The sequence below is a fragment of the Paenibacillus hodogayensis genome (assembly GCF_039536325.1).
GTDB lineage: Bacteria > Bacillota > Bacilli > Paenibacillales > NBRC-103111 > Paenibacillus_AB > Paenibacillus_AB hodogayensis.
Map to the genome: position 1 here is coordinate 400,741 of NZ_BAAAYO010000006.1, position 21,971 is coordinate 422,711.

General features: G+C 57.0%; 12 protein-coding genes. All 12 read right to left on the reverse strand.

The features are described 5' to 3' along the window. Positions 1-36: 36 nt before the first annotated feature. A complete protein-coding gene (locus ABD796_RS12960) occupies positions 37-1,902 on the reverse strand; it encodes an ABC transporter ATP-binding protein (RefSeq protein WP_344908435.1) in 1,866 nt (621 codons plus the stop codon). After that, positions 1,899-3,671, reverse strand: coding sequence for an ABC transporter ATP-binding protein (locus tag ABD796_RS12965; protein ID WP_344908438.1), 1,773 nt, complete (start codon positions 3,669-3,671; stop codon positions 1,899-1,901). Before ABD796_RS12965 ends, ABD796_RS12960 begins: the two co-directional genes overlap by 4 nt. A 338-nt stretch (positions 3,672-4,009) precedes the next feature. Beyond that, complete coding sequence (locus ABD796_RS12970) at positions 4,010-4,603, reverse strand: hypothetical protein (protein WP_344908441.1); 594 nt, start codon at positions 4,601-4,603, stop codon at positions 4,010-4,012. 279 nt (positions 4,604-4,882) lie between these two features. Continuing rightward, a complete protein-coding gene (locus ABD796_RS12975; RefSeq protein WP_344908444.1) occupies positions 4,883-8,551 on the reverse strand; it encodes a dynamin family protein in 3,669 nt (1,222 codons plus the stop codon). A gap of 271 nt (positions 8,552-8,822) precedes the next feature. Further along, a complete protein-coding gene (locus ABD796_RS12980; RefSeq protein ID WP_344908447.1) occupies positions 8,823-9,095 on the reverse strand; it encodes an NAD/NADP transhydrogenase alpha subunit in 273 nt (90 codons plus the stop codon). A gap of 35 nt (positions 9,096-9,130) precedes the next feature. Beyond that, on the reverse strand, positions 9,131-9,796 hold the full coding sequence (nth, locus tag ABD796_RS12985; RefSeq protein ID WP_344908449.1) for an endonuclease III: 666 nt from the start codon (positions 9,794-9,796) through the stop codon (positions 9,131-9,133). Between the two features lie 109 nt (positions 9,797-9,905). After that, positions 9,906-12,650, reverse strand: a complete 2,745-nt coding sequence (locus ABD796_RS12990) for an S-layer homology domain-containing protein (protein WP_344908451.1) — start codon at positions 12,648-12,650, stop codon at positions 9,906-9,908. Positions 12,651-12,808: 158 nt separating this feature from the next. Then, complete coding sequence (locus ABD796_RS12995; protein ID WP_344908454.1) at positions 12,809-13,342, reverse strand: GerMN domain-containing protein; 534 nt, start codon at positions 13,340-13,342, stop codon at positions 12,809-12,811. A gap of 125 nt (positions 13,343-13,467) precedes the next feature. Then, positions 13,468-15,372, reverse strand: coding sequence for an N-acetylmuramoyl-L-alanine amidase (locus tag ABD796_RS13000; protein WP_344908457.1), 1,905 nt, complete (start codon positions 15,370-15,372; stop codon positions 13,468-13,470). Between the two features lie 517 nt (positions 15,373-15,889). After that, positions 15,890-16,489 (reverse strand): 3-isopropylmalate dehydratase small subunit, encoded by a 600-nt coding sequence (gene leuD / locus ABD796_RS13005; RefSeq protein ID WP_344908459.1) that lies wholly within the window; start codon positions 16,487-16,489, stop codon positions 15,890-15,892. A 34-nt stretch (positions 16,490-16,523) separates the two neighbouring features. Beyond that, positions 16,524-17,945: a 3-isopropylmalate dehydratase large subunit gene (gene leuC / locus ABD796_RS13010; RefSeq protein ID WP_344908461.1), complete on the reverse strand. Its 1,422-nt coding sequence runs from the start codon at positions 17,943-17,945 to the stop codon at positions 16,524-16,526. Positions 17,946-18,175: 230 nt separating this feature from the next. Further along, positions 18,176-21,964 (reverse strand): heparinase II/III domain-containing protein, encoded by a 3,789-nt coding sequence (locus tag ABD796_RS13015; RefSeq protein ID WP_344908463.1) that lies wholly within the window; start codon positions 21,962-21,964, stop codon positions 18,176-18,178. Positions 21,965-21,971: the final 7 nt, after the last annotated feature.

Sequence of the window (21,971 nt, forward strand, 5' to 3'; positions counted from 1 at the left end):
CAATGTCGGAAAGTCGGCCGGCGTATCAAGCAAGCGTCAGCCCGCTTCACCCAAAAATTTGTATTGCGCTTCGACGAGGCCGAAGTAGATGCCTTGATGCCGCATCAACTCGTCGTGCGTCCCCTCTTCCATGATGTTGCCATGGTCGAGCACGACGATTTTGTCGGCATTGCGGATCGTCGACAGACGGTGAGCGATCATAAAGGAGGTCCGGCCTACAAGCAGCGTCTTCAGCGCCTCCTGGATTTTCAGCTCGGTTTCCGTATCGATGCTGGCCGTCGCTTCGTCCAGAATGAGCACTTGCGGATCGGCAAGCAGCGCCCGGGCGAACGAGAGCAGCTGACGCTGGCCCATCGACAGCATGTTGCCGCGCTCCTCGACCTGGGTATCGTATCCATCCGGCAGCTTGACGATGAAGTCGTGGGCATGCACCGCCTTCGCGGCCGCCTCCACCTCTTCGTTCGTCGCATCGAGTCGTCCGAAACGGATATTGTCACGGATCGAGCCCGAGAAGATGAACGTATCCTGCAGCACGATGCCGACCTGAGAGCGCAAGCTTTGCAGCGTGACGTCGCGGATGTCGATACCGTCGATCAGCACGCGTCCTTCGACCGGATCGTAAAACCGGCACAGCAGGTTAATAATCGTGCTTTTGCCTGAGCCGGTATGTCCGACCAGCGCAATGGACTGCCCGGCTTTCGCTTCGAGGCTGACGTCTTTCAGCGCCGGACGGCCTTTTTCATATTCGAACACGATATGATCGAAGCGAACGTCCCCTTTGATCGGTGGCAGAGTCAGCGGCTTCTCTTTCTCGCCTACGGTCGGCTTCTCATCGAGGAATTCGAAAATCCGCTCCGACGAAGCCATGGCCACCAGCATCTGGTTGTACATCTGGCCGAGCCGGTTGATCGGCTCCCAGAAGTTGCCGATGTAGTTGGCGAAGGCGACCAGCATCCCGATCGTCAGCTCCTTGCTTTCGATCAGGTGGGAGCCGTACCAGAACAAGATACAGGTCCCGATCGCCCCGGTCACCTCGATAATCGGGCCGAACGCCTGATTGAGCATCGAAGCCTTGTCCCACGACTTCTTATTGATCGTGTTCATGCCGTCGAAATATTTGATATTTTCCTTCTCCTGCGTGAAGGCCTGCGTCACCCGGATGCCTTGAATGCACTCGGCCAAGTGGGAGTTGATCCGCGACTGCTTCATCCGCACGTCCTGCCACGCCCAACGAATCCGTTTGCGCAGCGACGTCGACACGATAAACATAAGCGGCACGGTTATTATGATGGCGATGCCGAGCTTGGGACTGAGCGAGAGCAGGATAATGACGATCCCGATCAGCTGCACGCAGTCGATCAGCAGATTGACCACGCCGTTCGTGAACAGATCCTGCAGCGAGTTGACGTCGTTCGTAATGCGCACGAGCACCGAACCCGCGGGCCGCTTGTCGAAGAAGCGGAACGACAGCTGCTGGATATGGCTGAACAAGGCGTAGCGTAAATCGTATAACACTTTTTGCCCGATTACATTAATGTAGCGAATCCGGTAATTGTTGACGAACCACTGCAAAACATAAAGACCGAGCATCGTGGATGCGTAGATGAGCAGTTGGTCGCCGTCTCCGTTGAATATCGCCTGGTCGATCGCCAGGCTGATCAAATACGGAATGGCCAGCTTGGACATCGTGCCTAGTATCATCGTGACAAGAATGATCGGCAGCAATTGACGGCGATACGGCTTCAAATAGCTGCCCATCCGTTTCAGCTGCCCCCAGTCGAACGATTTCTCCATCTTGTCGTCGTCCTGGTAAACAAAGCGTTCCTGCGTTTTTTTGCTCGTGTTTGCATGTTCGCGGCTATTCTGTCGTTCTTCCTCGGAATGACCGTTTAACTGGCTCAATTCGCCACTCTCCGTTCTTCCTTGTGTTCGGCGAAATCGGGATGATCCGAATATTGGATTTTGTACGTTTCCAAATAATGCCCGGACTGGCGGAGCAACTGCTCGTGCGTTCCGCGTTGAATGACGCGTCCGCCTTCGAGCACAAGTATTTCGTCGGCATGTTTCAGGGACGAGATGCGGTGGGCGATAATGAACGTCGTCCGCCCTTTCATCAATTCCTTGAAGCCGGCTTGAATTTCGTGCTCGGTCTCCATATCGACCGCGCTTGTCGCATCGTCCATAATTAAGATTTTCGGGTTTTTGATCAGGGCGCGGGCAATGGCGATCCGCTGCTTCTGACCTCCGGACAGCCCCATCCCCCGCTCGCCGACGACCGTATCGTAACCGAGCGGCAGCTCCATGATAAAGTCGTGGGCTTTGGCCAGCTTCGCGGCCCGCACGATCTCCTCGTCCGTCACGTCCTTGCGACCGTAGGAAATATTGTTGCGGATCGTCGACGAGAACAGGAACGTCTCCTGGAAGACGAGGGCGATCTGCTGGCGCAAGCTTTCCAGCTTGATATCGCGGATATCTTTGCCGTCGAGCGTAATGCGGCCTTCCTTAATGTTGTAGGCGCGCAGCAAAAGCTGAATGACGGTTGACTTGCCGGAACCGGTTCCTCCAAGCAGCCCGATGACCGAGCCCGCCGGAGCCTCGATATTCAGATCGGTCAGGGCCGGCTGTTTCTCCGGGTAGGCGAACGTCACGTGCTCGAAGCGGATCGTTCCCTTCACCTGATCCGGCTGCAGCGCGACTGCTTCATCCTTGTCTTTTACGTGTACGTACTGATTCAATATTTCCAATACGCGTTCCCCCGAAGCCTTGGATTGCGTATAGTTGTTGATATGAAAACCGATATCCCGCATCGGCGCGATAATGTACCAGATGAAGCTGAAGAAAGCAACCAGCTCTCCAAGACTCATCGAGCCGTTGATGACGAACATGCCGCCGGTCGTCAACAGAATGGCTACGCAGACGGAGGACAATAGCTCGAGCATCGGGAAAAACTTGGACCAGGTGTACGACAAGTTGATGTTGCTGGCCCGGAATTGTCCGTTGCGGACGGCGAATTTCTCGACTTCGTACGGTTCGCGCGCAAACGATTTGACGGTCCGTACGCCGTTGATGTTTTCCTGAACGGCCGTGGTCAGATCGCTGTTCGCTTGACGGATCGAGCGGAACTCCGGATGGATTTTGCGTTCCAGCCGCAGGGCGGTAATGACCAGAAACGGCATCGTGACGAACGTGACGAGCGTCAGCTTCCAGTTCATGGAGAACATCATGATCGAGCCTAAGATGAACATCAGGAACACGTTGAGCAGTTGGGCGAAACCGAAGCCGATAAACTGCCGGATTCCTTCGAGATCGGCGGTCAGACGGGACATCAGGTCGCCTGTCTTCGCGCGGTCGTAATACTGGAACGACAAATATTGCAGCTTTTCATACAGGGCGTTGCGCATGCTGAATGCAACCCGGTTGCCAAGCCGGCCACCCGTATACCCATGGGTGTAAGCGAACAATGCTTTGACGGCCACGACTCCTACGACAAGCAGCGCTAGATAGGGCACCCATTGGAACTGCTCCTTCCGGATGACGTCGTCGATGAGGTACCGGAGCAAAAGCGGGTACACCAGTCCCAAAGCGGTGGAACAGATCAGACAGATCATCGAGACGAATAGCAAGTACCGGTCTTTCCAATAAAACTGCTTTAATTGCTTTAAAACGTCCATTTTCGCCCTCCTAGCCGGCTGCTTTGCAAATTCTTTATGAATCTTATCACCATCTGTTTGTTCGAGCAATCGCCATAATCGGGAGAAACGTTCATTATCCCTCTTATACCCACAAATTAAGACGAAAACGGGAAGGAATCCATGCGATTCTTCCGTTTCATCAGGTTCCCCGGGCATGGATGCGTTTTCACGAAAGTTATGAAAATTGGGTGACAAAGTGCCGTCGCTCCTGCATTCAGGACGTTTTTGAGACTCCCGGAAAATGGAAATCAATTGTCGAATCCAACAAAAATATCCGGGCGCTGCCGCCCGGCTCGATCTCGCTTATGCTTTATGTTTCAACCGTCTCCGGACTTTCTCGGCGGAATGACGTGAAGCGTCCTCACTTCGGCCAAGGTCGCCTTGTCCGTTAACGTTTCCGGCTTGTCCGCATAGACGGCGGTGTAAGCGGAGATCACGATGGAACCGACCCCCGTCGAGCCGGTGGGACCGAATCTCGACTTGTCCCGGACATCCTCGAAATGGAGAGCGAAGCTGCCGGACGTCTCTTCCCGCTCGCCCGCTCTCGGCAAACGATCCGCCGACCTCTCGTCCAACGTAAAAATAACGTCACCCGGCCGATAATCCCCCGTCACCTTGTCCAACACCCGAAAACGCCCGCTCACTTCTTTGGTTCCGGCAAATTGCACCGCGACCGTATGGTCCCCTTGCGCCCCCGGCTGAACAGACTGGGCGGACATGCCGGCAACCGTATCGCCGGAACGCACCGAACCGGGATCGAACAGCCAGCTTTGGTCCTCCTGCAAAGCCGAGTCGGACGAGACGGCGGCGACTCGATAAATATGGAATTGCCAGGTTTCGAACAATCCGGCAAGCAGTACGGCGGCGAGCGCAAGGACAGCCCCTATCCGGATAGACCATTCACGAAGCATCGTTCTCTCCCCCCTGCAACATTAGACGGAAAAATACGGAAATGGTTGCGCCTGAAGTTTACTTATTTCGACTTATTTTACCCGATTTCGCCAGCCCTGAACCGGAAAGCGCCGCCGCCTGCGAAAAAAACGCAAAAAAGCGCTCCCGGCCCCTGTACGCGATGCCGCAAAATCGTCCCCGCTCCGACGACCGTCAGCACCGCTGCCAGTCACCGGAATGTTCGCTCTTCTGCGCCAGTTGCGTACCCGCCAGGAAGCGCCCTTTCACTACCATCCGTCTTACGCGCCGATCAAGCTTTGCAGCTTTGCCCTCGTCGCCGTCAATTGCTCCAGATCGATCTTCATTTCGAGCGCCGCCAGCATGCCTTCCGCATGCTCGGTCATCCGTCCGCGCAGCCGTTCCTGCACCTGTACGGCCCGTTCCCGGTACTGCACAGCGTATTCGTCCAGGAACTGCGCCTCATGCCGTTCCACGTAGTCGGCGATCGGCTTTGTGAGCGCCTTTTCCACCGCGTCCTTCAGCTGGCCTTTGCCCGGGCCTTCGAAAAAGTGCTTGCCGTTCTTGTAAAAGCCCGCCAGCCACTTCTCGTCCACCGGAACGTCCAACGTCTCCGCCACTTCAGGCGTCTGGAACGGCTCGGCCTCGTAGTCCCCTGCCTCGAAGCCTTCCAGCAGCGCGGCGATGCGCTCCTCCCTATGACCGTGCCTCTCGCCGGCCAGCCGGTTCAACGCATTCTCAATCCGCAGCGTGGTCGCGTATATTTCCTGCGACAAGTCGTACGAGATCAGCCGCAGCAGCTCGAACCAGGCGGCCCTCATCGAACTGCGGATCGTCCCGGCGTCCTCGCGCAACGCCGCCGGGTTGAACGCGTACAGAAACAGCTCTCCGAAGCGGTAAGTCAGCCGCTGCTTGACGTAATACAAAAGCTCCTGAATATCTTTGCCCGCTTCGCGCACGTCAACCGCCGTATCCGTATCGTCCAGCAGCTCGTTCGCCCGAACCTGAGCGTCCCGCAAAGCAGCCAGCTTGCGCATGCGCTGTTCTTCCCCTTCGCGCGAGCCTGCGATCCAGCGGTTCAGCAGCGAAGCCGAACGCTCCAGCTCCTGCCCGGCCGAGCGCACCGCGATACCGGCCAGCTCGTCGACCGCGAAGCCGATAAAGTCACGCTCGAAGGCGGAAATGCCGCTCGCTCCGGCAAGCGCCTCGTCCTTGTGCATTTTGCCGTCCAGCGCCATCAGGCTGGAAACCGGGTAAATGCGGGGATTGCGGATACCGTAGCGCAGCAGGTTGTCGCCGACATGGCCGACGACGCCGTCCAACTCCTCGCGGCTTGCCGCCAGATCGGCGGCGTTGACGAGGAAAAACATTTTATCCAGCTCGAAACTATCCTTCACCCGTCCGAGCTGCAGCAAGAACTCGCGGTCCGCTTGGGAAAATGCATGATTGTAATAAGTGACGAAAAGAATAGCGTCGGCGTTCTTGATATAGTTGAAGGCGACCCCCGTATGCCGGGCGTTGATCGAGTCGGCCCCAGGGGTATCGACGAGAATCATTCCCTGCTCGGTCAGCGGGCACAAGTAGTACAGCTCGATATACTCGACAAAGCACGATTTGCTTTCCTCCGCTACAAAATGGCGGAATTGCTCCAGGTCGACGCGCAGCTCGGAGCCCAGTAAGCGCTCGGCCTCGTCCCAGCCTTTGTGCACGGCTTTAAGGAAAGCATAGTGCGGCTTGCCGCTCGGACCGACACGGTCCGGAGACAGCCGCTCGATGCGCGACAGCGCCACCTCCATGCTATCCGCCTGGTCGCCCAGCACGTTCAGGGAGAAGAGCACGTCGCCGGCAATCGTATCCGCCGTCTTCATCTTCACCTTGACCGCCCCATGCGGCCACTCTGCGGTCGGAGGCATAATTTTGTTGATTGCCGCTGTAGTCGGATTCGGCGATACCGGCAAAACCGATTCGCCCATAAGCGCATTGGCGAAAGACGATTTGCCCGCGCTGAACGCTCCGAACAAGGCGATCGTAAAATGGCTCTGCGCCAGGCGCTCGGCTTTCTCATTCATGGATCGGACAATCGACTGCATCGACGGAATCGGCTGCAGCAGCTCGCAAGCCTCGGTCAGCTTTGCCGCGGTCCGCGCCATCGTGGAGCGAAAGCCGCCGGAAGCCGCTGTCCCCGGCCGGCTGTCCGCAGCATCGCCGTCCCGGTCCAGCGAAAGCTGATAGCCGCTCGCTGGCTCTGACGCTTGCTGCCCGCCGCCAGACGCCGCAGCGCCTGCCCCGCCGTTCCCCGCGAACAGCTGCTCCGGATCGGGCAGCCTGCCCGTCAGGTCCGGGCCGCGGAACGGATAGAGCGCCAGCAGCGTGTCCTGATGACGCCTTTCGGCGTCCTCGATCGACCGGAGCTCGCGGTAGTCCGCCAGCCGCTCCTCCAGCTGTCCCTTCTCGCCGAGCAGTGCGGCAACGTCGCGGTCGGCCTGGGCGTGGACGTTGCGTACGATGTCGTCGATCAGCCCAAACGTCGCGCGGCGGAACAAGCTTTTGGTCTCCGCTGCGATATGTTTGGAGTAGTTCAACGTATATTCGCCCGAGATCACAGAGCCGGCTTGCACTTGTGCTGCCAGCCAAGCACCGTCCACACCCCGCAGCACCGCGGTCAAAACTTCGTCGATCCGCTCGGTCCCGACTCCGTTCGGCTCCCCGGCCTTGATCAACTGTCCGCGCAAATGCCAGACGATGCTCGCCTCAACCTTCTCCGCATAGTCCGCAGCGAAAGCATGAAGACGGGTTTCGACTTCTTTCGCCGTCGCCGCGGCGCGCGAAAACAAACCGACCTTGAAGCCCGGCTTGCGGCTTAGCAAATAATGGTGAGCCAGCTCCCGCGTGGTGGCGGGCGTAATGTTCGCATTGTCCAGCAGTTGAACGGTGTCTTTGCGCCATTCGGTCAGCAGCCGCTCCCCGTCGCCCTTTCGCTCCTCGATGCGCTTCACGAGTGCCTCATAGAGCTCCGGCAAATCCGTCTCGCCTTCCCGCTCGATCCGCTCGCGCAGGCTGCTCTTCGCTTCCTCGTTGCGTTCGGAAAACCAGACTCCATGCTCGCCGATCAAATGCAGCACCGACTTGTTGATGCTGCTCTCTCCGAGCGGGCCAGCCAATTCCCCGAGACGGCCGATCAACAGCAGCAGCTTCGCGTATTCGTTGTTCGGATCGTCCGGCCGTTTGACCGACGTGAACAAGATGCCGTCCGGCTCGATATGCCAGCTCTCGAACGACTTGTGTACGCTCTCTTTATATTCCTCGAACGGCAGTTCCCGCTCCCGGTGCTTGTCGATCATATTGACGATCAAATAGAGCGGCTTGCCCCATTCCTTCAGCCGTTTCGTGAAGGCGAAGTTGATTTCCGACTGAACATGGTTGTAATCCATCACATAGAAGACGACGTCCGCCATATGCAGCGCCGATTCCGTCGCCATCATATGGGCGTTGTCCGTCGAGTCGATCCCCGGCGTGTCCAATAGCGCTACGCCGCCTGCCAGCAGCGGGATCGGAAAGCGGATGCTGACCGATTCGATGTCCTGCCCGTTTTTGCAATATTCGTCGAGCTTGTCGAGCGGCACCTCGACGCTTGCCGCCGGGCCCTCTTGTGCTTCTACGGACCGTACGGTCGCGCCAGCTTCTCCGTTGCGTATCGTTACGACATTCGCGCTCGTCGGTATCGGGCTCGACGGCAAGAGCGGATGCCCGCACAATGCATTGATCAAGCTTGATTTCCCTGCCGAGAAGTGACCGCAGAATGCGACGTTCAACGCTTGCTCGGCCGCTTTGCCAGCCAACTGCTTCAGCTTGTCGGCATGCTTGCCGTCTCCGGCATCGGCCATAAGCTGCCCGACGGAACGAATCGCCTCCCTTGCGCTGGTCATTCCCCGGATCTCCGCTGTAGTCATGATCTAGCTCTCCCCATGTACGAAATTGCATGCTGCCGATGTCCATTATATTCCGACTGCCGTCGCTTGACAGCCGAATTTCCCCGGACAAAAGAAAAAACCGAATTTCTCCGGTTTCTGGTGCTAAGTCAAAAGCCGCGTGGCGCAGCCTTTGGTCTGGCTTGTTACCGGTACAACGTCGGAAGGATCCGGCATCCCTGGAGCCGACCGGTTTGCCTGCAGGCAAACGCCGGTCCATTCCCGGATACGCGGCATAACCGCCGACTTTGTACTAGTGTACCACACTTTCTTTTTCAGGTATAAGAATTTCGAATACTTCGCCGTGCTGCAGAATCGTAATGTCTTTTTCTCTTACCTTCATGACGACGACATCCGGCTTGACTTTCATCCGTTCGACGTAGTGTTCCGGCACTTCTCCGGCTTCGCTGACGACGATGCCTTCGATCTCGGTTTCTTCGTTCTCGGCAAGCGGAGTGTTAAGCACCTTCTCGTAAATATCGGAAAAGACTTCGAAATCGTTCGTGTAGACGGCTATGCATTTCATGCTGATTCCCACCTTCAATTATTGGCTGTATTTCCCTACTTGATAGCCTTCCTCTTTACGGGCGTTTTCATACGCTTCTTGCCTTCCTTGCAATAGTCGATCAGCGGGCAAATGTCGCATTGCGGGTTTTGCGCTTTGCAATGGTATCTGCCGAAAAAAATAAGGCGGTGGTGCGTCAGCGTCCATTCGTCGCGCGGCACCTGCTTCATCAGCTTCTGCTCCACCTGCAGCACCGTATCGTCCGGCGCAGCCAGTCCAAGCCGCTTGGAAACCCGCTCCACGTGCGTATCGACCGCGATCGCCGGGACTCCGAAGGCGTTCGAGACGACGACATTGGCCGTCTTCCTCCCTACGCCGGGGAGCTCGACCAGCTCCTCGTGGTTTCGCGGAATTTCGCCGCCGTACTTGTCCAGCACCATGCGGCACAAGCTCTGGATGTTTTTGGCTTTATTGCGGAACAAACCGATGCGGCGAATGTCCTGCTCCAGCTCTTCCAGAGGCACGGCCAAGTAATCTTCCGGCGACTTGTACTTGCGGAACAGGTCTGCGGTCACTTTGTTGACTGTCTCGTCGGTGCATTGGGCGGATAGCAGTACGGCAATCGTCAGCTCGAACGGATTGGAGTGATGAAGCTCGCAATGGGCGTCGGGGAACAATTCGGCAATAGTATCGAGAATGTGCCGCGTCTTTTTGGCCGTCATGTCTATCACCTCGCTAGCAGCGCAGAATTTGCCGAGCATTCACGCAAAAACGCCGCCGGAGCTTGAAACCCGCTCCGGCGACGCTAACCGAACGTAGAGATCTTGCACGCTACGGCTTGGCGATTTCCAGCACTTTATCATTCAGGAAATAAACGGTTACGACGTCGCCCGCAACCAGCGATGTCGGCGCAATCACCTGCGTACCTTGGTGCAAGTACGCTTTGGCATGCAGGAAGTAGTTCGGCTTGTCGCTGATCGTACGACGCATGAATGTGATTTCCTTGGTTCCGGCATCGTACGATTGCACCGTCCACTGCGATCCGGTGATAAGCAGCACGGTCGTTTTGCCGTCGGCCGACTTGACGATCTCGATACGGTCTTCCGGATTGAGCACGGCGATCGAAGCCAATGCCGTAGCCCCGCTCAACACGGTCACATTCGTGCCCAGCTCGACAACCTGGGTCTTGTTCGCGTAGTCGATCAGCGTAATTTTCCCGGCAGCCGCATCAACCGACGAGACTTTGCCGCGAATGCCGTCGACGACCTGAGCGCTTTCGAGGGAGCTGCCGATAAAGTTCATCTGCAAAGGCTCGTCCAGCTGAATGCTGGAGGTGCCTACGGCCGTGCCGTTGTGATGGAGCGGCACACTGAACAGCGAGTAAGACTTGTTCGAGCCGGCCGAATCCTTGACGGTCACCGTATTCGTCGACGAGTCGACAGAGACGGTGTGAACGAGCTGCGTTTCGCGTACGGATAACGAAACTACGTTCTCCTGGGTGGAGTCGAAAAATCCGCGTACGAATTCGCCCGCCTTCAGATCGGAAAGCTTGCCGATGGATTGGCTGTACCGGCTCACATAGACATTGCTGACCGTTTTGTACGTCTGCGAAACGCCGTTCGCCGTCTTGATCGTCACCTCACCGGTCGTCGCACTGACGGATACGATGGTTCCTTCCATTTTAGTAGCAAATTGAATCGAAATCAACTTATCCTGGGAAGCGACCACATTGACGCGCTTGCCTTTAGCCAAATAAGTCTTGAAGCTATCCAGCGGAAGCGCGTTATCGTCGTATTTCAGCGTCGTCGTATCGGTAATCGTATAAATTTTCAGCTTGCCCAGATCGTCTTTCAAAATCAAATATTTTTTCTCCGCATTATAGTCTTCGATGGTCGCCAGCGTCAAGTTGTCGATCGTCCGGCTGCCGATGGTCACTTTATCGACCTTGTTCTGGTTGATCTCCAGCTTGACCTCGTCGCCCGGCATCAAGTCCTTGACGGAGCCGTACTGGTTGCTGCCGAGCACGACAAGCAGCTTGTCGGACACTTTATAGGAGGCCAGCTCGTCGTTGGCCTTCTGGATCGTGACGATCGTCTTGTCTTCGCTGACGCTAAGCAGCTTGCCGCTATCGCGCTTCTCGACGATTTGCTGCACCACTTCGACGGAGGTTACTTTGTCGTTCTTCACGACGACTCGTACGATGTCGCCCGGGAACAAATTGATCGGATCGAAAGGCTTGTCGCCTTGGACGATAATAGATTTGTCGGAAATCTGATAAACATCGTCTGCGCCCGTATCTTTGTCCTTGACGGTTACCGTCATCGCCGACGGATCGAACGATTGGAACGCCGCGTTCACGGTTTTGTTGAGCGGCACCTTTTTGACAATAATTTGCGATACTTTGGCGTCATCGATCAGCGCGTGCTTTTTCAGCTCGATTACGGAATTTTCCAGCAGCGAACCGAGGCTCAAGCCGGCTCCGTTCAAATCGCGGACCGATACGTTCGAAGCCAGCTCGTATGTATAGTACGAGCCGTTCATCTCGATTGAAGCGGTCAAATCGTTGATGTTGACGCTCACCAGTCTGCCTTCGAAGCTCTTCATCGGCACTTCGGTGTTCGTCACTTCCAGGAAGTAGCCGACGCCTTGGCTTTGCAGCAAGTACACTTCGTTGTAAAGCTTCACGTCGGAGCTGGACAACCGCGTCGTATCGTCCTTGACCGTATAGTAGACGGCGCTTGTGCTCATCTGCACGTCTTTCGTTTGTCCGGCGCTGTCGCGGATCGTCAGCTTGTTGCCGTTGATCGACATTACGGTACCTTTCAAGACGCGGCTGGACGGGTTGGCCAAATAGTTCTCGGCACGGCTCCAGAACGTAGCCATCTGCGCGCGCGTAACGCTGCCCGCCGGACGGAACGTATTGTCCTCGAAGCCGTTGACGATGCCCAGAGACAGCGCTTCGTTAATATATCCGGCAGAACCAGAGGGGATTTTGTCGTTATCCGCGAACGAAGTAGGGGTTTGCGATTTGGCCAGCGCTTCTTGCTTTTTGCCGATCGCCCGGATGACGATCTTGGCTACCCATTCCCGCGCCGCTTCGCGCGTTCCCCATTTTTTTCCCGGCGTGTATTCTTCCTGCAAATCGAGAAGACCTTGATTGACCGCATAGGCAACATACGGACGGGCATCATTCCTCAGATCGTCCTGTGCGAACGGCAGCACCGCCGAGTTTTTGTTTTGCTGCGCCGCGCTCTCGAGACCCATCATACGGATCGCCATAATGATAACGTCCTGCTGGCTGACCGCGCTTTCGGGCGCAAAACGTCCAAGGTCGTCTCCCTCGACGATGCCTTCCACAGCGAGCTTCGTTACGTGCTTGATGGCCCAGTGAGTTGCCGGCACGTCGGGGAAGCTCAATTTAATCGTAGTCGACGTAGAGCCCGACGAATTTTGCGAATTGTTGGTATTGCCGGTCGAACCGTTTTCCGCCGCATAGACCGGAGCGGCCATCACCATGGTAGACACGAGCGAATAGGCCACGGCCATTTTCAAGGTTTTCTTCATCTTGCGTTTCATCCCGATAATCCCCCGCTATTCCGATAGGTTGTCGTCGTCTTATAGTCTCTTGCTCCAGTACAAAGCCAGATCTGCTCTTATGTATCCCGGGAGGCCCGTCCCTTGCGGTGCAAGGGATTCGTCCATTCCACGAATACGGTTTAAGGTCTGACTTTGTACTAGTTCCGTTTCATCGGATGTTCCAGGTCCATATGCCCCATCAGGCTGTCCAGCTTTTTGCCGTCGACCAGAATATCGATCGTTTGCACCTCATTAAACTGGAATAGCGCCTTTTTGATCGATTGCAGCAGCAAGTCCTCTCCCGGCGCGCCAAGGCGGCCGGTGTCGGCGATCGCAATATCGATGGTCAAATTGCCTTTGTCGTTCTTGACGGAACGGTACGTTATGCCTTTGCTAAGCGAAGAAAGCGTACCTTCGGGCGGCACCTTCAGCGCATTGAGCGCAGCCTCGTATTTGTCCGCATCCTCCTTGATGGATACGGTCGCCTCGCGTTCGATCAGACTGTTCAAGTTGTCGTCGGTGAAATACGTTTTGACTTTAAGCTGCTTGGCGGCCGGGGCTTCCGTATTCGTACCGGGTCCCGCACCGGTAACCGGGGGCTCGCTTTTGGTTTTCGCGTTTGCGCAGCCGGTCACCGCAAGGGCGAGCGTCACACCAAGAAGTATTTGCTTGTAACCGAACCTTCGCTTCATCGAAATCACTCCTCAGAACTTTGCTAACGGCAAAGCCGGCTTCATAAAGCGCTGCTGAACTTTGCCATATAGCACAGTAAACTTCGTAAGCGCTGCTGAAACTTTGCGTGAAGCAAACGCGCGGCTTACTTTGCGACAGGGACGTTCTGCTGCTTATTCGTTTGCTTCAGATCGGCCGATTCCGTTTCGTTTTTCGTCCCGGACGATTCCGAGGCGGCCTTCACGGTCTGGTTCCCGGATGCTTTGTCGTTGGCGGTCTGGCCTGTCTGGCCGCCCTGTTCTGCCGCATCCTTCGTCTCTTTAGAGGAGCTGGCGTCCTGCCCCGCTTTTGTCGTATCCTTATCGCCAATACCGCCCGTGGCCGAGGCCGTTTGGGGAGTATTCCCGGACAGCTGAAGCTGCTCCTTGATTCCGTTCACGATTGCAGCGGCTACGCGGTCCTGGAACGGTTCGCTGTACATTTGCGCTTCGTCCCCGGCATTGGTCAAATAACCGACTTCCAGCAAGAGCGCCGGCATTGTCGTTTCGCGAATAACTTTAAAATCAGACTGGCGAACGCTCCGGTCCGCAAATTCGGTCGCCTCGAGCAGCCACTTATGCATTAGCTTGGCAAAAAGAACGCTGTCCGTACGGCTGTAATACGTTTCAGTGCCGCTTATCGTCGGCTTCTGCTTAAACGAATTGCCGTGAATGGAGACAAACAGGTCGGCCTTGGCCTCATTGGCCAGTTGGACGCGATCGTCAAGCGTAGGGTATGTATCGTCCGTACGCGTCATAATCGTCTTGATGGAAGCTTCCTGCTGAAGCAGCTTATATACCTTATTCGCCACCGGGAGGGTAAAATCCTTTTCCTTGCGCGAATTTAAGGACGACGCGCCGGGATCGGAGCCGCCGTGACCGGCGTCTATGACGACCGTGTACTTCCTGTCCTGAAAGTCGATCGACCATTGGCGGCCGGCTTTCGTTTCCTTCAATTGGTAGTCCGTATTTCGTTTCATATCGAGCACGATGCGCACCGTGGAAGGGTTGTCGCTAAATAGAGCGTAACGGATTTTGTCAATCTTTGGATGCTGAACCGCGATCTCCGATCCTTGACCGGGCGTACCCGGCTTGGCGAACGTACCCAACTCGGCATTCGGCAAATCGATAATGATCCGGTAAGGATTGGTGAGCGTCGACGTTTTCGGCACAGCGGTGCCGCTCGTCTCGATTATGACATTCTCCCCGGACAGCTCCAGCTTCGTCAATACGGGCAATGCCTTGTTGCCGGCATCGCCTTTCCCGCCCGGTTTGCCATCCGTCCCGGCGGAAGTTCCTTCTGTCGGTTTGTTCGACCCTTGACCGTCTCCCTTGCCGCCCGCGGGATCGGTAGGCTGCTTGCCTCCATTCGTCCCGGCGGAATCGCCCGGCTTGGCCGAAGGCGTGCCATCTCCCGACGGCTTGCCCGGGTCGGAAGGAGACGTCCCATCCGGCTTTGTTGCCGGATTGCCGCTGCCTGCGCTGCTCCCCGCGACCGGCTTGTCGTCCTTGCCGTTTCCGCCTGCGGGAGCTTGTCCGCCGTCTTTGCCGGAGCCGGACGTTTCCGAGCGCTGCTCGGTCTCGAACAGCTTGACCGCTTGCGCTTCTCCGTCCCAGCCGACCTGGAGGCCGAACTGCTCGGCGACGAAGCGGATTGGCACGAGCGTGTTCCCCTCCTGAATGACCGGCGGGGCGTCGAGAGCGGGCTGTTTGGTTCCATTGACGGTAGCGACTTTGTTATCGATCGTCATGACAATGGCTACATCTTTTCGCTCGATTTTCACTTGGCGTTCTTTGGGGATCCAGCTTACTTTCGCCCCCAATTCCTCGGAAATGATCCGTACCGGAACGATTGTCGTTCCTCCGTTGACTATTTGGGGAGCCACTTCGGGGACCAGCTTCTTCTCGTTCAAGAAAAGCTGGATCGGATTGTCGGCAGCAAACGCTTGGATTGGCACGAGCAGCATCAAGGCGATCAATAGGATCGGCAGCAACAGTTTTACGTACTTCATCGTTCACCTCTAAGCTTCATTTCGAATTTTTGGGAGCCTTACGCGGCGAATACCGCCAATCAGCCTGTCCGATTCTAGCAAAATTCGGGAGCAAAGGACGGCAGATTGCATAGATTTGCCAGCGTCAGACATACGGTTAGACGTCCCTTCGCACCCAAAAGTTGCGCAAAATCGGCAAAAAAGGTTGTCTATTTGACAGAATTCTATGAAAAAGATTGAAAAAGCTCGCAAAAGAGCTTGCTAGAGAAGGAAGGCTCCGGCGCTCGCGAGTAAGGCAGCTCGTCCACAACCTCCCCATTGCTGAGTTCAGGCATGGCAAAGTGATTTCGGACACGGCAAAAAGCCCCGAAGTGAGGACGGGAGGGCCGAAAGCCTTCCACGTTCGCACTTCGGGGCAAAGCCGCTTATGCATGCGGGTCAAAGCACCCCCTGCTTGCTCCATCCTCAGCGTATCCGATCATCCGATCGTTAAGCTCACTGGAGGATTAGGCAGGCAGGAATCGGCAAGTGCCGGACTTTAGCCGATACGGGCCGCTTGCTTCGCTTCATAAGCGGAAATCAGTTCCTCATGCTGCAGCGTCAAGCCGATATCGTCGAGACCGAGCAGCAGAAACTGGCGGCGGTGCTCGTCGAGATCGAAGGCGATATTCAGGCCCTGGCTGTCGGCGATCGTCTTGCTCTCCAGATCGACGGTCAGTTGGTAGCCTTCGTTCGCCGCCGTGCGCTGGAACAAGTCCTCGACTTGCTCTTCGCTCAGCTTGATCGGCAAAATGCCGTTCTTGAAGCAGTTATTGTAGAAAATATCGGCGAACGACGGCGCGATCACCACTTGAAAGCCATAGTCCATAATCGCCCACGGCGCATGCTCGCGGGACGAGCCGCAGCCGAAGTTCGCACGGGAAATGAGCACCGAAGCGCCTTGATAGCGCGGCTTGTTCAGAGCGAAATCCGGGTTGACGTTGCCCTGCTCGTCGAATCTCCATTCGAAGAACAGAAACTGGCCGAAGCCGGTCCGTTCGATCCGCTTCAAAAATTGTTTAGGTATAATCGCGTCCGTATCGACGTTGACCCGGTCGACCGGGCCTACGAGACCGGTATGCTGCTTGAATGCTTCCATCGGGTATCCTCTCCTTATCGCTTGTAGCCTGCGCTTACACGCCTGCCTCGACCTTGAATTTCCAATCGCGTACGTCAACGAAATGCCCTGCGATCGCAGCCGCTGCCGCCATCGCCGGCGACACCAGATGCGTCCGTCCGCCCCGGCCTTGACGCCCTTCGAAATTCCGGTTCGATGTGGAGGCGCAGCGTTCGCCGGGACTCAGCACGTCCGGATTCATCGCGAGGCACATGCTGCAGCCTGCGTCGCGCCATTCGAAGCCCGCTTCGGAAAAGATTTTGTCCAATCCTTCCTTCTCCGCCTGCAGCTTGACGCGTCCGGAGCCCGGAACGACGATTGCGTTGACGTGCGACGATACGGTATAGCCTTTGGCCACCTCGGCGGCCGCGCGCAGATCCTCGATACGGCCGTTCGTGCACGATCCGATGAAGACGCGATCGACCTTCAGTTCGGTCATCGGCGTGCCCGGAGTCAATCCCATGTATTCGATCGCCTTCTCGGCGGCTTTACGTTCGTTCTCCGTGGGCAGGCTGGCCGGTACCGGCACGTTGCCGGTTACGTCGGTGCCCATGCCCGGACTCGTTCCCCACGTTACTTGCGGAATCAGCGACTCGGCGTCGAATTCGACGACCGTATCGTACGTAGCGCCTTCGTCGGTGATCAGCTTCTTCCACTCTTCAACCGCACGATCGTAAGCTTCCCCTTGCGGCACATAATCGCGGCCGCGCAAGTAGTCGAACGTCGTCTGGTCGGGAGCGATCATGCCCGCCCGGGCGCCGGCTTCGATGGACATGTTGCAGACGGTCATCCGCTCTTCCATCGTGAGGTCGCGAATCGCTTCGCCGGTATACTCGATGACGTAGCCGGTAGCGAAGTCGGTGCCGTATTTGGCGATAATACCGAGGATCAAATCCTTGGCGGTAATGCCCGGCTTCAGCTTGCCGACGACGCGCACTTCCATCGTCTTCGGCTTGGACTGCTGCAGACATTGGGTGGCGAGCACATGCTCCACCTCGCTTGTGCCGATCCCGAACGCCAGGGCGCCGAAAGCGCCGTGCGTGGACGTATGGCTGTCGCCGCAAACGATTGTTTTGCCCGGATGGGTCAATCCCACTTCAGGGCCCATTACGTGTACGACGCCTTGGTCGACGTGGTTCAGGTCGAACAGCATGACGCCGAAATCGGCACAGTTTTTGGACAGCGTATCGATCTGCTGCTTGGATATCGGGTCGGCGATGTTGAAGCGGTCCTTCGTCGGCACGTTATGGTCCATCGTGGCGAACGTCAGCTCCGGACGGCGCACTTGGCGGTTCGTCAAGCGAAGCCCTTCGAACGCCTGCGGCGAAGTGACCTCATGAACCAGATGAAGGTCGATATAAATAATGCTCGGCTTGCCCTCTTCCTGATGAATTACATGATTTTCCCAAATCTTCTCAAAAAGCGTCTTGTTTGCCATAAGGATTCACCTCTCCGATCTTTGTCAATCATCATAACACGTCCCCCTTGATTGCTCCAAGATATAATTTCTATAAGAGCCATAGGAAAAAGCAATAAAGGAATGAGAAGGTCAGCCGCATCCAGTGCAGGCTTTCGCGGTATAGTCGACAAAACAACCGCAGGCAGCAATGCCCGCGGTTGTTCGAATCATGGAGCTTTAAGCGTTTGATCGGAATGGCAGCCCCTGCGTCATTTGGAAGCCACATTGTCGATCTCGAACGTATGAGTCCCTTTCCATTTGGTGGCGGGATAATAAAACATTTGGGACGGCCGTTGTTCCGCAGGTCCTTCGCCCGTATACGCAAAGCCGGGGTCCGTGCCGATGTCGATCGTCGTCTCGCCCTTTACCGGGTCCCTGGCGATGCCCGTAATCGGATAAGCGTGCACCGTCTGATCGGGATGGGTTACGAGCATATAGCGTCCGACCATGGACGACGGCACATCCGTCGTCGTGACGAATCCATTCGTTTCACCCGGATTTTCGTTGCGGTTTACTTTGCGGATGTCGCCGGCAACCGGTCCCGCCCCGGTCAAGCTTTCGCTTCCTTTTTGCAGCAGCGCGCCTCCGGCCAAATACATCCGGGTGACCACGCCTGCCTGAAGACGGATAAAGCCCATCTTGCCGTTCATCGTCAAGTCCCCGGCTGTCAGCGGCTGACCGGCGTAATGAGGCGCGCTGAGAATGATGTCCGTCGTGTCCCCGTACGATACGGCGATAATCGCCTCTCCCGTCGTTTCATCCGACTTCAGCACGTTCACGCTGTCGATTCGGGGAGCGGCTCCTGCGGCATAAGGCTCCATGACATGAATAAACTGGCTTTGCAGGCTGTCGCCTTCTTTACGCAGGACGAATTTGGGCATCGTATAGCTGACAGCCTCCGTATTCGTGTCCCCGGTCAGCCCGTTCATGCGGGTAGCCCGCAGCGAAGGCGATTGGCCGATGAACATCCGGTTGTCTCCGCTGCCGGCGAAGCCGTAAACGTGCAGGTTCGCCTTGTCCGTATTGCCGGTCTTTGTCGTCATGGTCAGCTCGTATTCGCCGTCCGGCACCTCCGCTGTCTGCACATTTCGCACATACGTATAAGCATAGTACTGATTGTCGCTCGTGCCGCCGGTATCCGTTTCCTGCTGGGGCATAATAATCGTCGGCGTGCCGTCCACCAGATAAGGCCCGTAGGAAACGAGCGGCACATTCGCGGTCAAGGTCGCATCGCGATTGGCATCGCCGTTCAGCGTATATTCGTGCCGGCCGCCGCCGGCTACGCGGAACAAATCGACCACATACCCTTCCCCGCCCGCAGCCCCGTCGAAGCCGACGAACCACGGCTCCCGAGCGTATTCGGAAACGCCGGGATACGCCTGCTCCTCACGGGCGCCCATCGCTTGGACATCCCCCGACGGAGACAGCAGGTTGAAGGCGGACAAGCTTCCTCCCTGCTTGACGGCGCCTTGAATCGCGGCATCCTTGCCGTCGACCACGACCGTATTGTGGCCCAAGGTGGAGAGGGTCCACTGCCTGTAGAACGTATGGGTGTACCCGATATCCGGCAGCAGCTCCTGCCCTTCCCCGTACAGCGCCAAATTCAAAGGATCTTTATGGTCGTGCCCGAAATTCGGCGAGAACGTCATGTACAGCTGCGACTGGCCGGTCCCGGTGCCGCGCACCATTTTGGCGATTCCCGCCGCCGGCATGAGCAGCGAGGCGTTGCTTTGCGGCGACGGCGCTATTTGAAACGCCCATGTGTCGTTGACCGGGAAATAGCGGCCGTCGGGATAAGCAAGCAAATTCGGAATGTTCAGCATCGAGCCGATCTGCGGCAGCGGCGCGGACGGGTCGAAATTGTCGAACCGCTGTCCGCTGCGGGAAGAGAGATAACCGGCAGGGTCCGTCCATCCGGCCGCATAGCTGGCGGTGCCGCGCACGCCATTGATCGTCTGGTTGTGGTAGGACAAAGTAATCTCTTTCCAGAAGCCGTCGAACAGAAAGGAGCTTTTGGAAAATGCGTCCATTCGACCGACCGCTTCATGAATATAACGCGGCTCTTTCAACGCCTTGCCGAGCTGTATCAGTCCGATCCAATTCGAATATTCCACGTTGCTGTTCAGCTCCGTATAAGTATGGAGCCCCTCGATCGACGGCAGCAGCATCCCGTCGACAATTCGGTCCCGCACATCCTCTCCGGCTTCGGCGCTCAGCAGCTCGAACGCATCGGTTTTGTCAACCTCGGCGAACGCATCGGCCAACGGACGCAGCCCGACCAGATCCTGCAATGTCCAACGGTCCCACATTCCCCCGTAATACGCATAAGGCGCAGCCGCGGTCCCCTCGAACGGATACTGGTTCCAAATCGTATCGTTGATCCGCACCCAGCCCGCATACTTTTTGCTGAACTGATACAGCAGCCGGGCCGCTCCGAGCGGGTCGGTGGCGGCAAGCTCCTTCGTCCGCTTGACGGCGTATAAGCGCTGCTGATGCCACAGGTGGGCCGATAAAAAATAGCGGTTGCCCGAGCCGTCCTCGTAATAAGGGTATTCCACCGGCTCCCCGAGCTTGTTCGTCACGGTCAGCGATTTGTTTTCCCTGTAAGTGTCGTTCGGGTAATCCAGCTTGAGCGCATCCGCAGACGTTATCGCCCACGGCTTGGCGACGCTCCACGTGTAGTTCGCCGAGCGAAAGCCGAGCTGCGTATTGTGCGGAACGCCCGTTGCGAAAAAGCCGATCCGGTCGGGAACCAACTGAAGCAGCAGCTGCACTTCCGTCGATGGAGGAGCATAGGTGACATGGGTGACCGCGGTCGGGGCCGCGTCAACATGGTATAGCTGTTCCCCGGCTTCGATCAGGCTGTAGCGGTCAAAGGCGAATATCGCCAGTTTCCCTGTCGCGGTTCCCTGCCCGCGTACGAACAGGCTCAACGAATACAGGCCGTCCTCGAGCGGCGCAGGATGCGAGAAACCGATCCTCCACTTCTGCCCCTCTTCGCCCAGTTGGATATCGCCCGCCTCCGTCCGCTCGCCCGATGGGGATGTCCAGACCACAGCGATGTCGCTTTGCTGGAGTCCCGGGTAAGCGGATTTGGCGAATGTCAGCGCTTTCTCGCCAAAGCTGCGGAACTGAAGCGCGGAGTCCTCCGGCTTCCAAGCCTCCGCAGGCGAACCGAAGGCAGAGGACGGCGGCGCCTCTAAATACAGGCTGCCCAATCTCCCCTCGTTCGTCACGTCGCCATGCAGCGTCAGCGACCGTTGGTCGAACGGACGGTTCCGGTCGTCGTCGATCAGGGTAGAGGTGCGGATCGGCACCCACGAGCTGGCCGGATAGGGGGAATCCGGTCCGTAGTAGCGGATGACGTTCATGCGCAGCTCTGCTCCGGGCGCGAGCTGCGGAGAGCCGATGACGCTCCATGGAACAGCCATTTCCGCCGTCCAGCTTCCGTTCGGCTGCTTGTTTACGACCGGCTTCACTTGATTGCTTTGGCCCAAATTGACAAACTGCTGCCCGCTCACCTTCGGATCGCTGCCCGTCCAATTGCGCAAGCTGATGCCGACCGGGTGGGAATCGAGCGTAACGACCACAGGAATCGTATAAAACTTCTGGTCGTTGCCCGGATCGGCCAGAACGACAAACACCCGCTCCGCTTTCGGCGGGCTATCGTAGCCGAGCGGACTTTGCAGCGAAATGTACAGCCGACTCGCGTCATACACGACCTTCACAACCGTGTCATGCTCGGCGGGACGGTGATCGAAAAACGTTTTAAAGTGCTGCAGAGCGGCGGCCTGCGCCCATACCGGCTCGTTCGGGATTCCGTCGACGGCAATCGGACCGTAGGTGGAACGGGTTACAATGCCCCAGCGGTCGTTCAGCATATCAACCTCGGGATAAGCTTGCGAATTCGCCACTTGCCGACCTGACAGGACGACGCTTTGCAGCGCCAGTACAAAAATAAGCAGCCAAACCAATTTCGATGCACGAACCGGCTTCATTCGTATC

Excerpts from the sequence above, each read along its gene's own strand:
- ABD796_RS12965 (WP_344908438.1), bottom strand. The coding sequence starts at position 3,671 with ATGGACGTTTTAAAGCAATTAAAGCAGTTTTATTGGAAAGACCGGTAC.
- ABD796_RS12970 (WP_344908441.1), bottom strand. The coding sequence starts at position 4,603 with ATGCTTCGTGAATGGTCTATCCGGATAGGGGCTGTCCTTGCGCTCGCC.
- ABD796_RS12975 (WP_344908444.1), bottom strand. The coding sequence starts at position 8,551 with ATGACTACAGCGGAGATCCGGGGAATGACCAGCGCAAGGGAGGCGATT.
- ABD796_RS12980 (WP_344908447.1), bottom strand. The coding sequence starts at position 9,095 with ATGAAATGCATAGCCGTCTACACGAACGATTTCGAAGTCTTTTCCGAT.
- nth (WP_344908449.1), bottom strand. The coding sequence starts at position 9,796 with ATGACGGCCAAAAAGACGCGGCACATTCTCGATACTATTGCCGAATTG.
- ABD796_RS12990 (WP_344908451.1), bottom strand. The coding sequence starts at position 12,650 with ATGAAACGCAAGATGAAGAAAACCTTGAAAATGGCCGTGGCCTATTCG.
- ABD796_RS12995 (WP_344908454.1), bottom strand. The coding sequence starts at position 13,342 with ATGAAGCGAAGGTTCGGTTACAAGCAAATACTTCTTGGTGTGACGCTC.
- ABD796_RS13000 (WP_344908457.1), bottom strand. The coding sequence starts at position 15,372 with ATGAAGTACGTAAAACTGTTGCTGCCGATCCTATTGATCGCCTTGATG.
- leuD (WP_344908459.1), bottom strand. The coding sequence starts at position 16,489 with ATGGAAGCATTCAAGCAGCATACCGGTCTCGTAGGCCCGGTCGACCGG.
- leuC (WP_344908461.1), bottom strand. The coding sequence starts at position 17,945 with ATGGCAAACAAGACGCTTTTTGAGAAGATTTGGGAAAATCATGTAATT.
- ABD796_RS13015 (WP_344908463.1), bottom strand. The coding sequence starts at position 21,964 with ATGAAGCCGGTTCGTGCATCGAAATTGGTTTGGCTGCTTATTTTTGTA.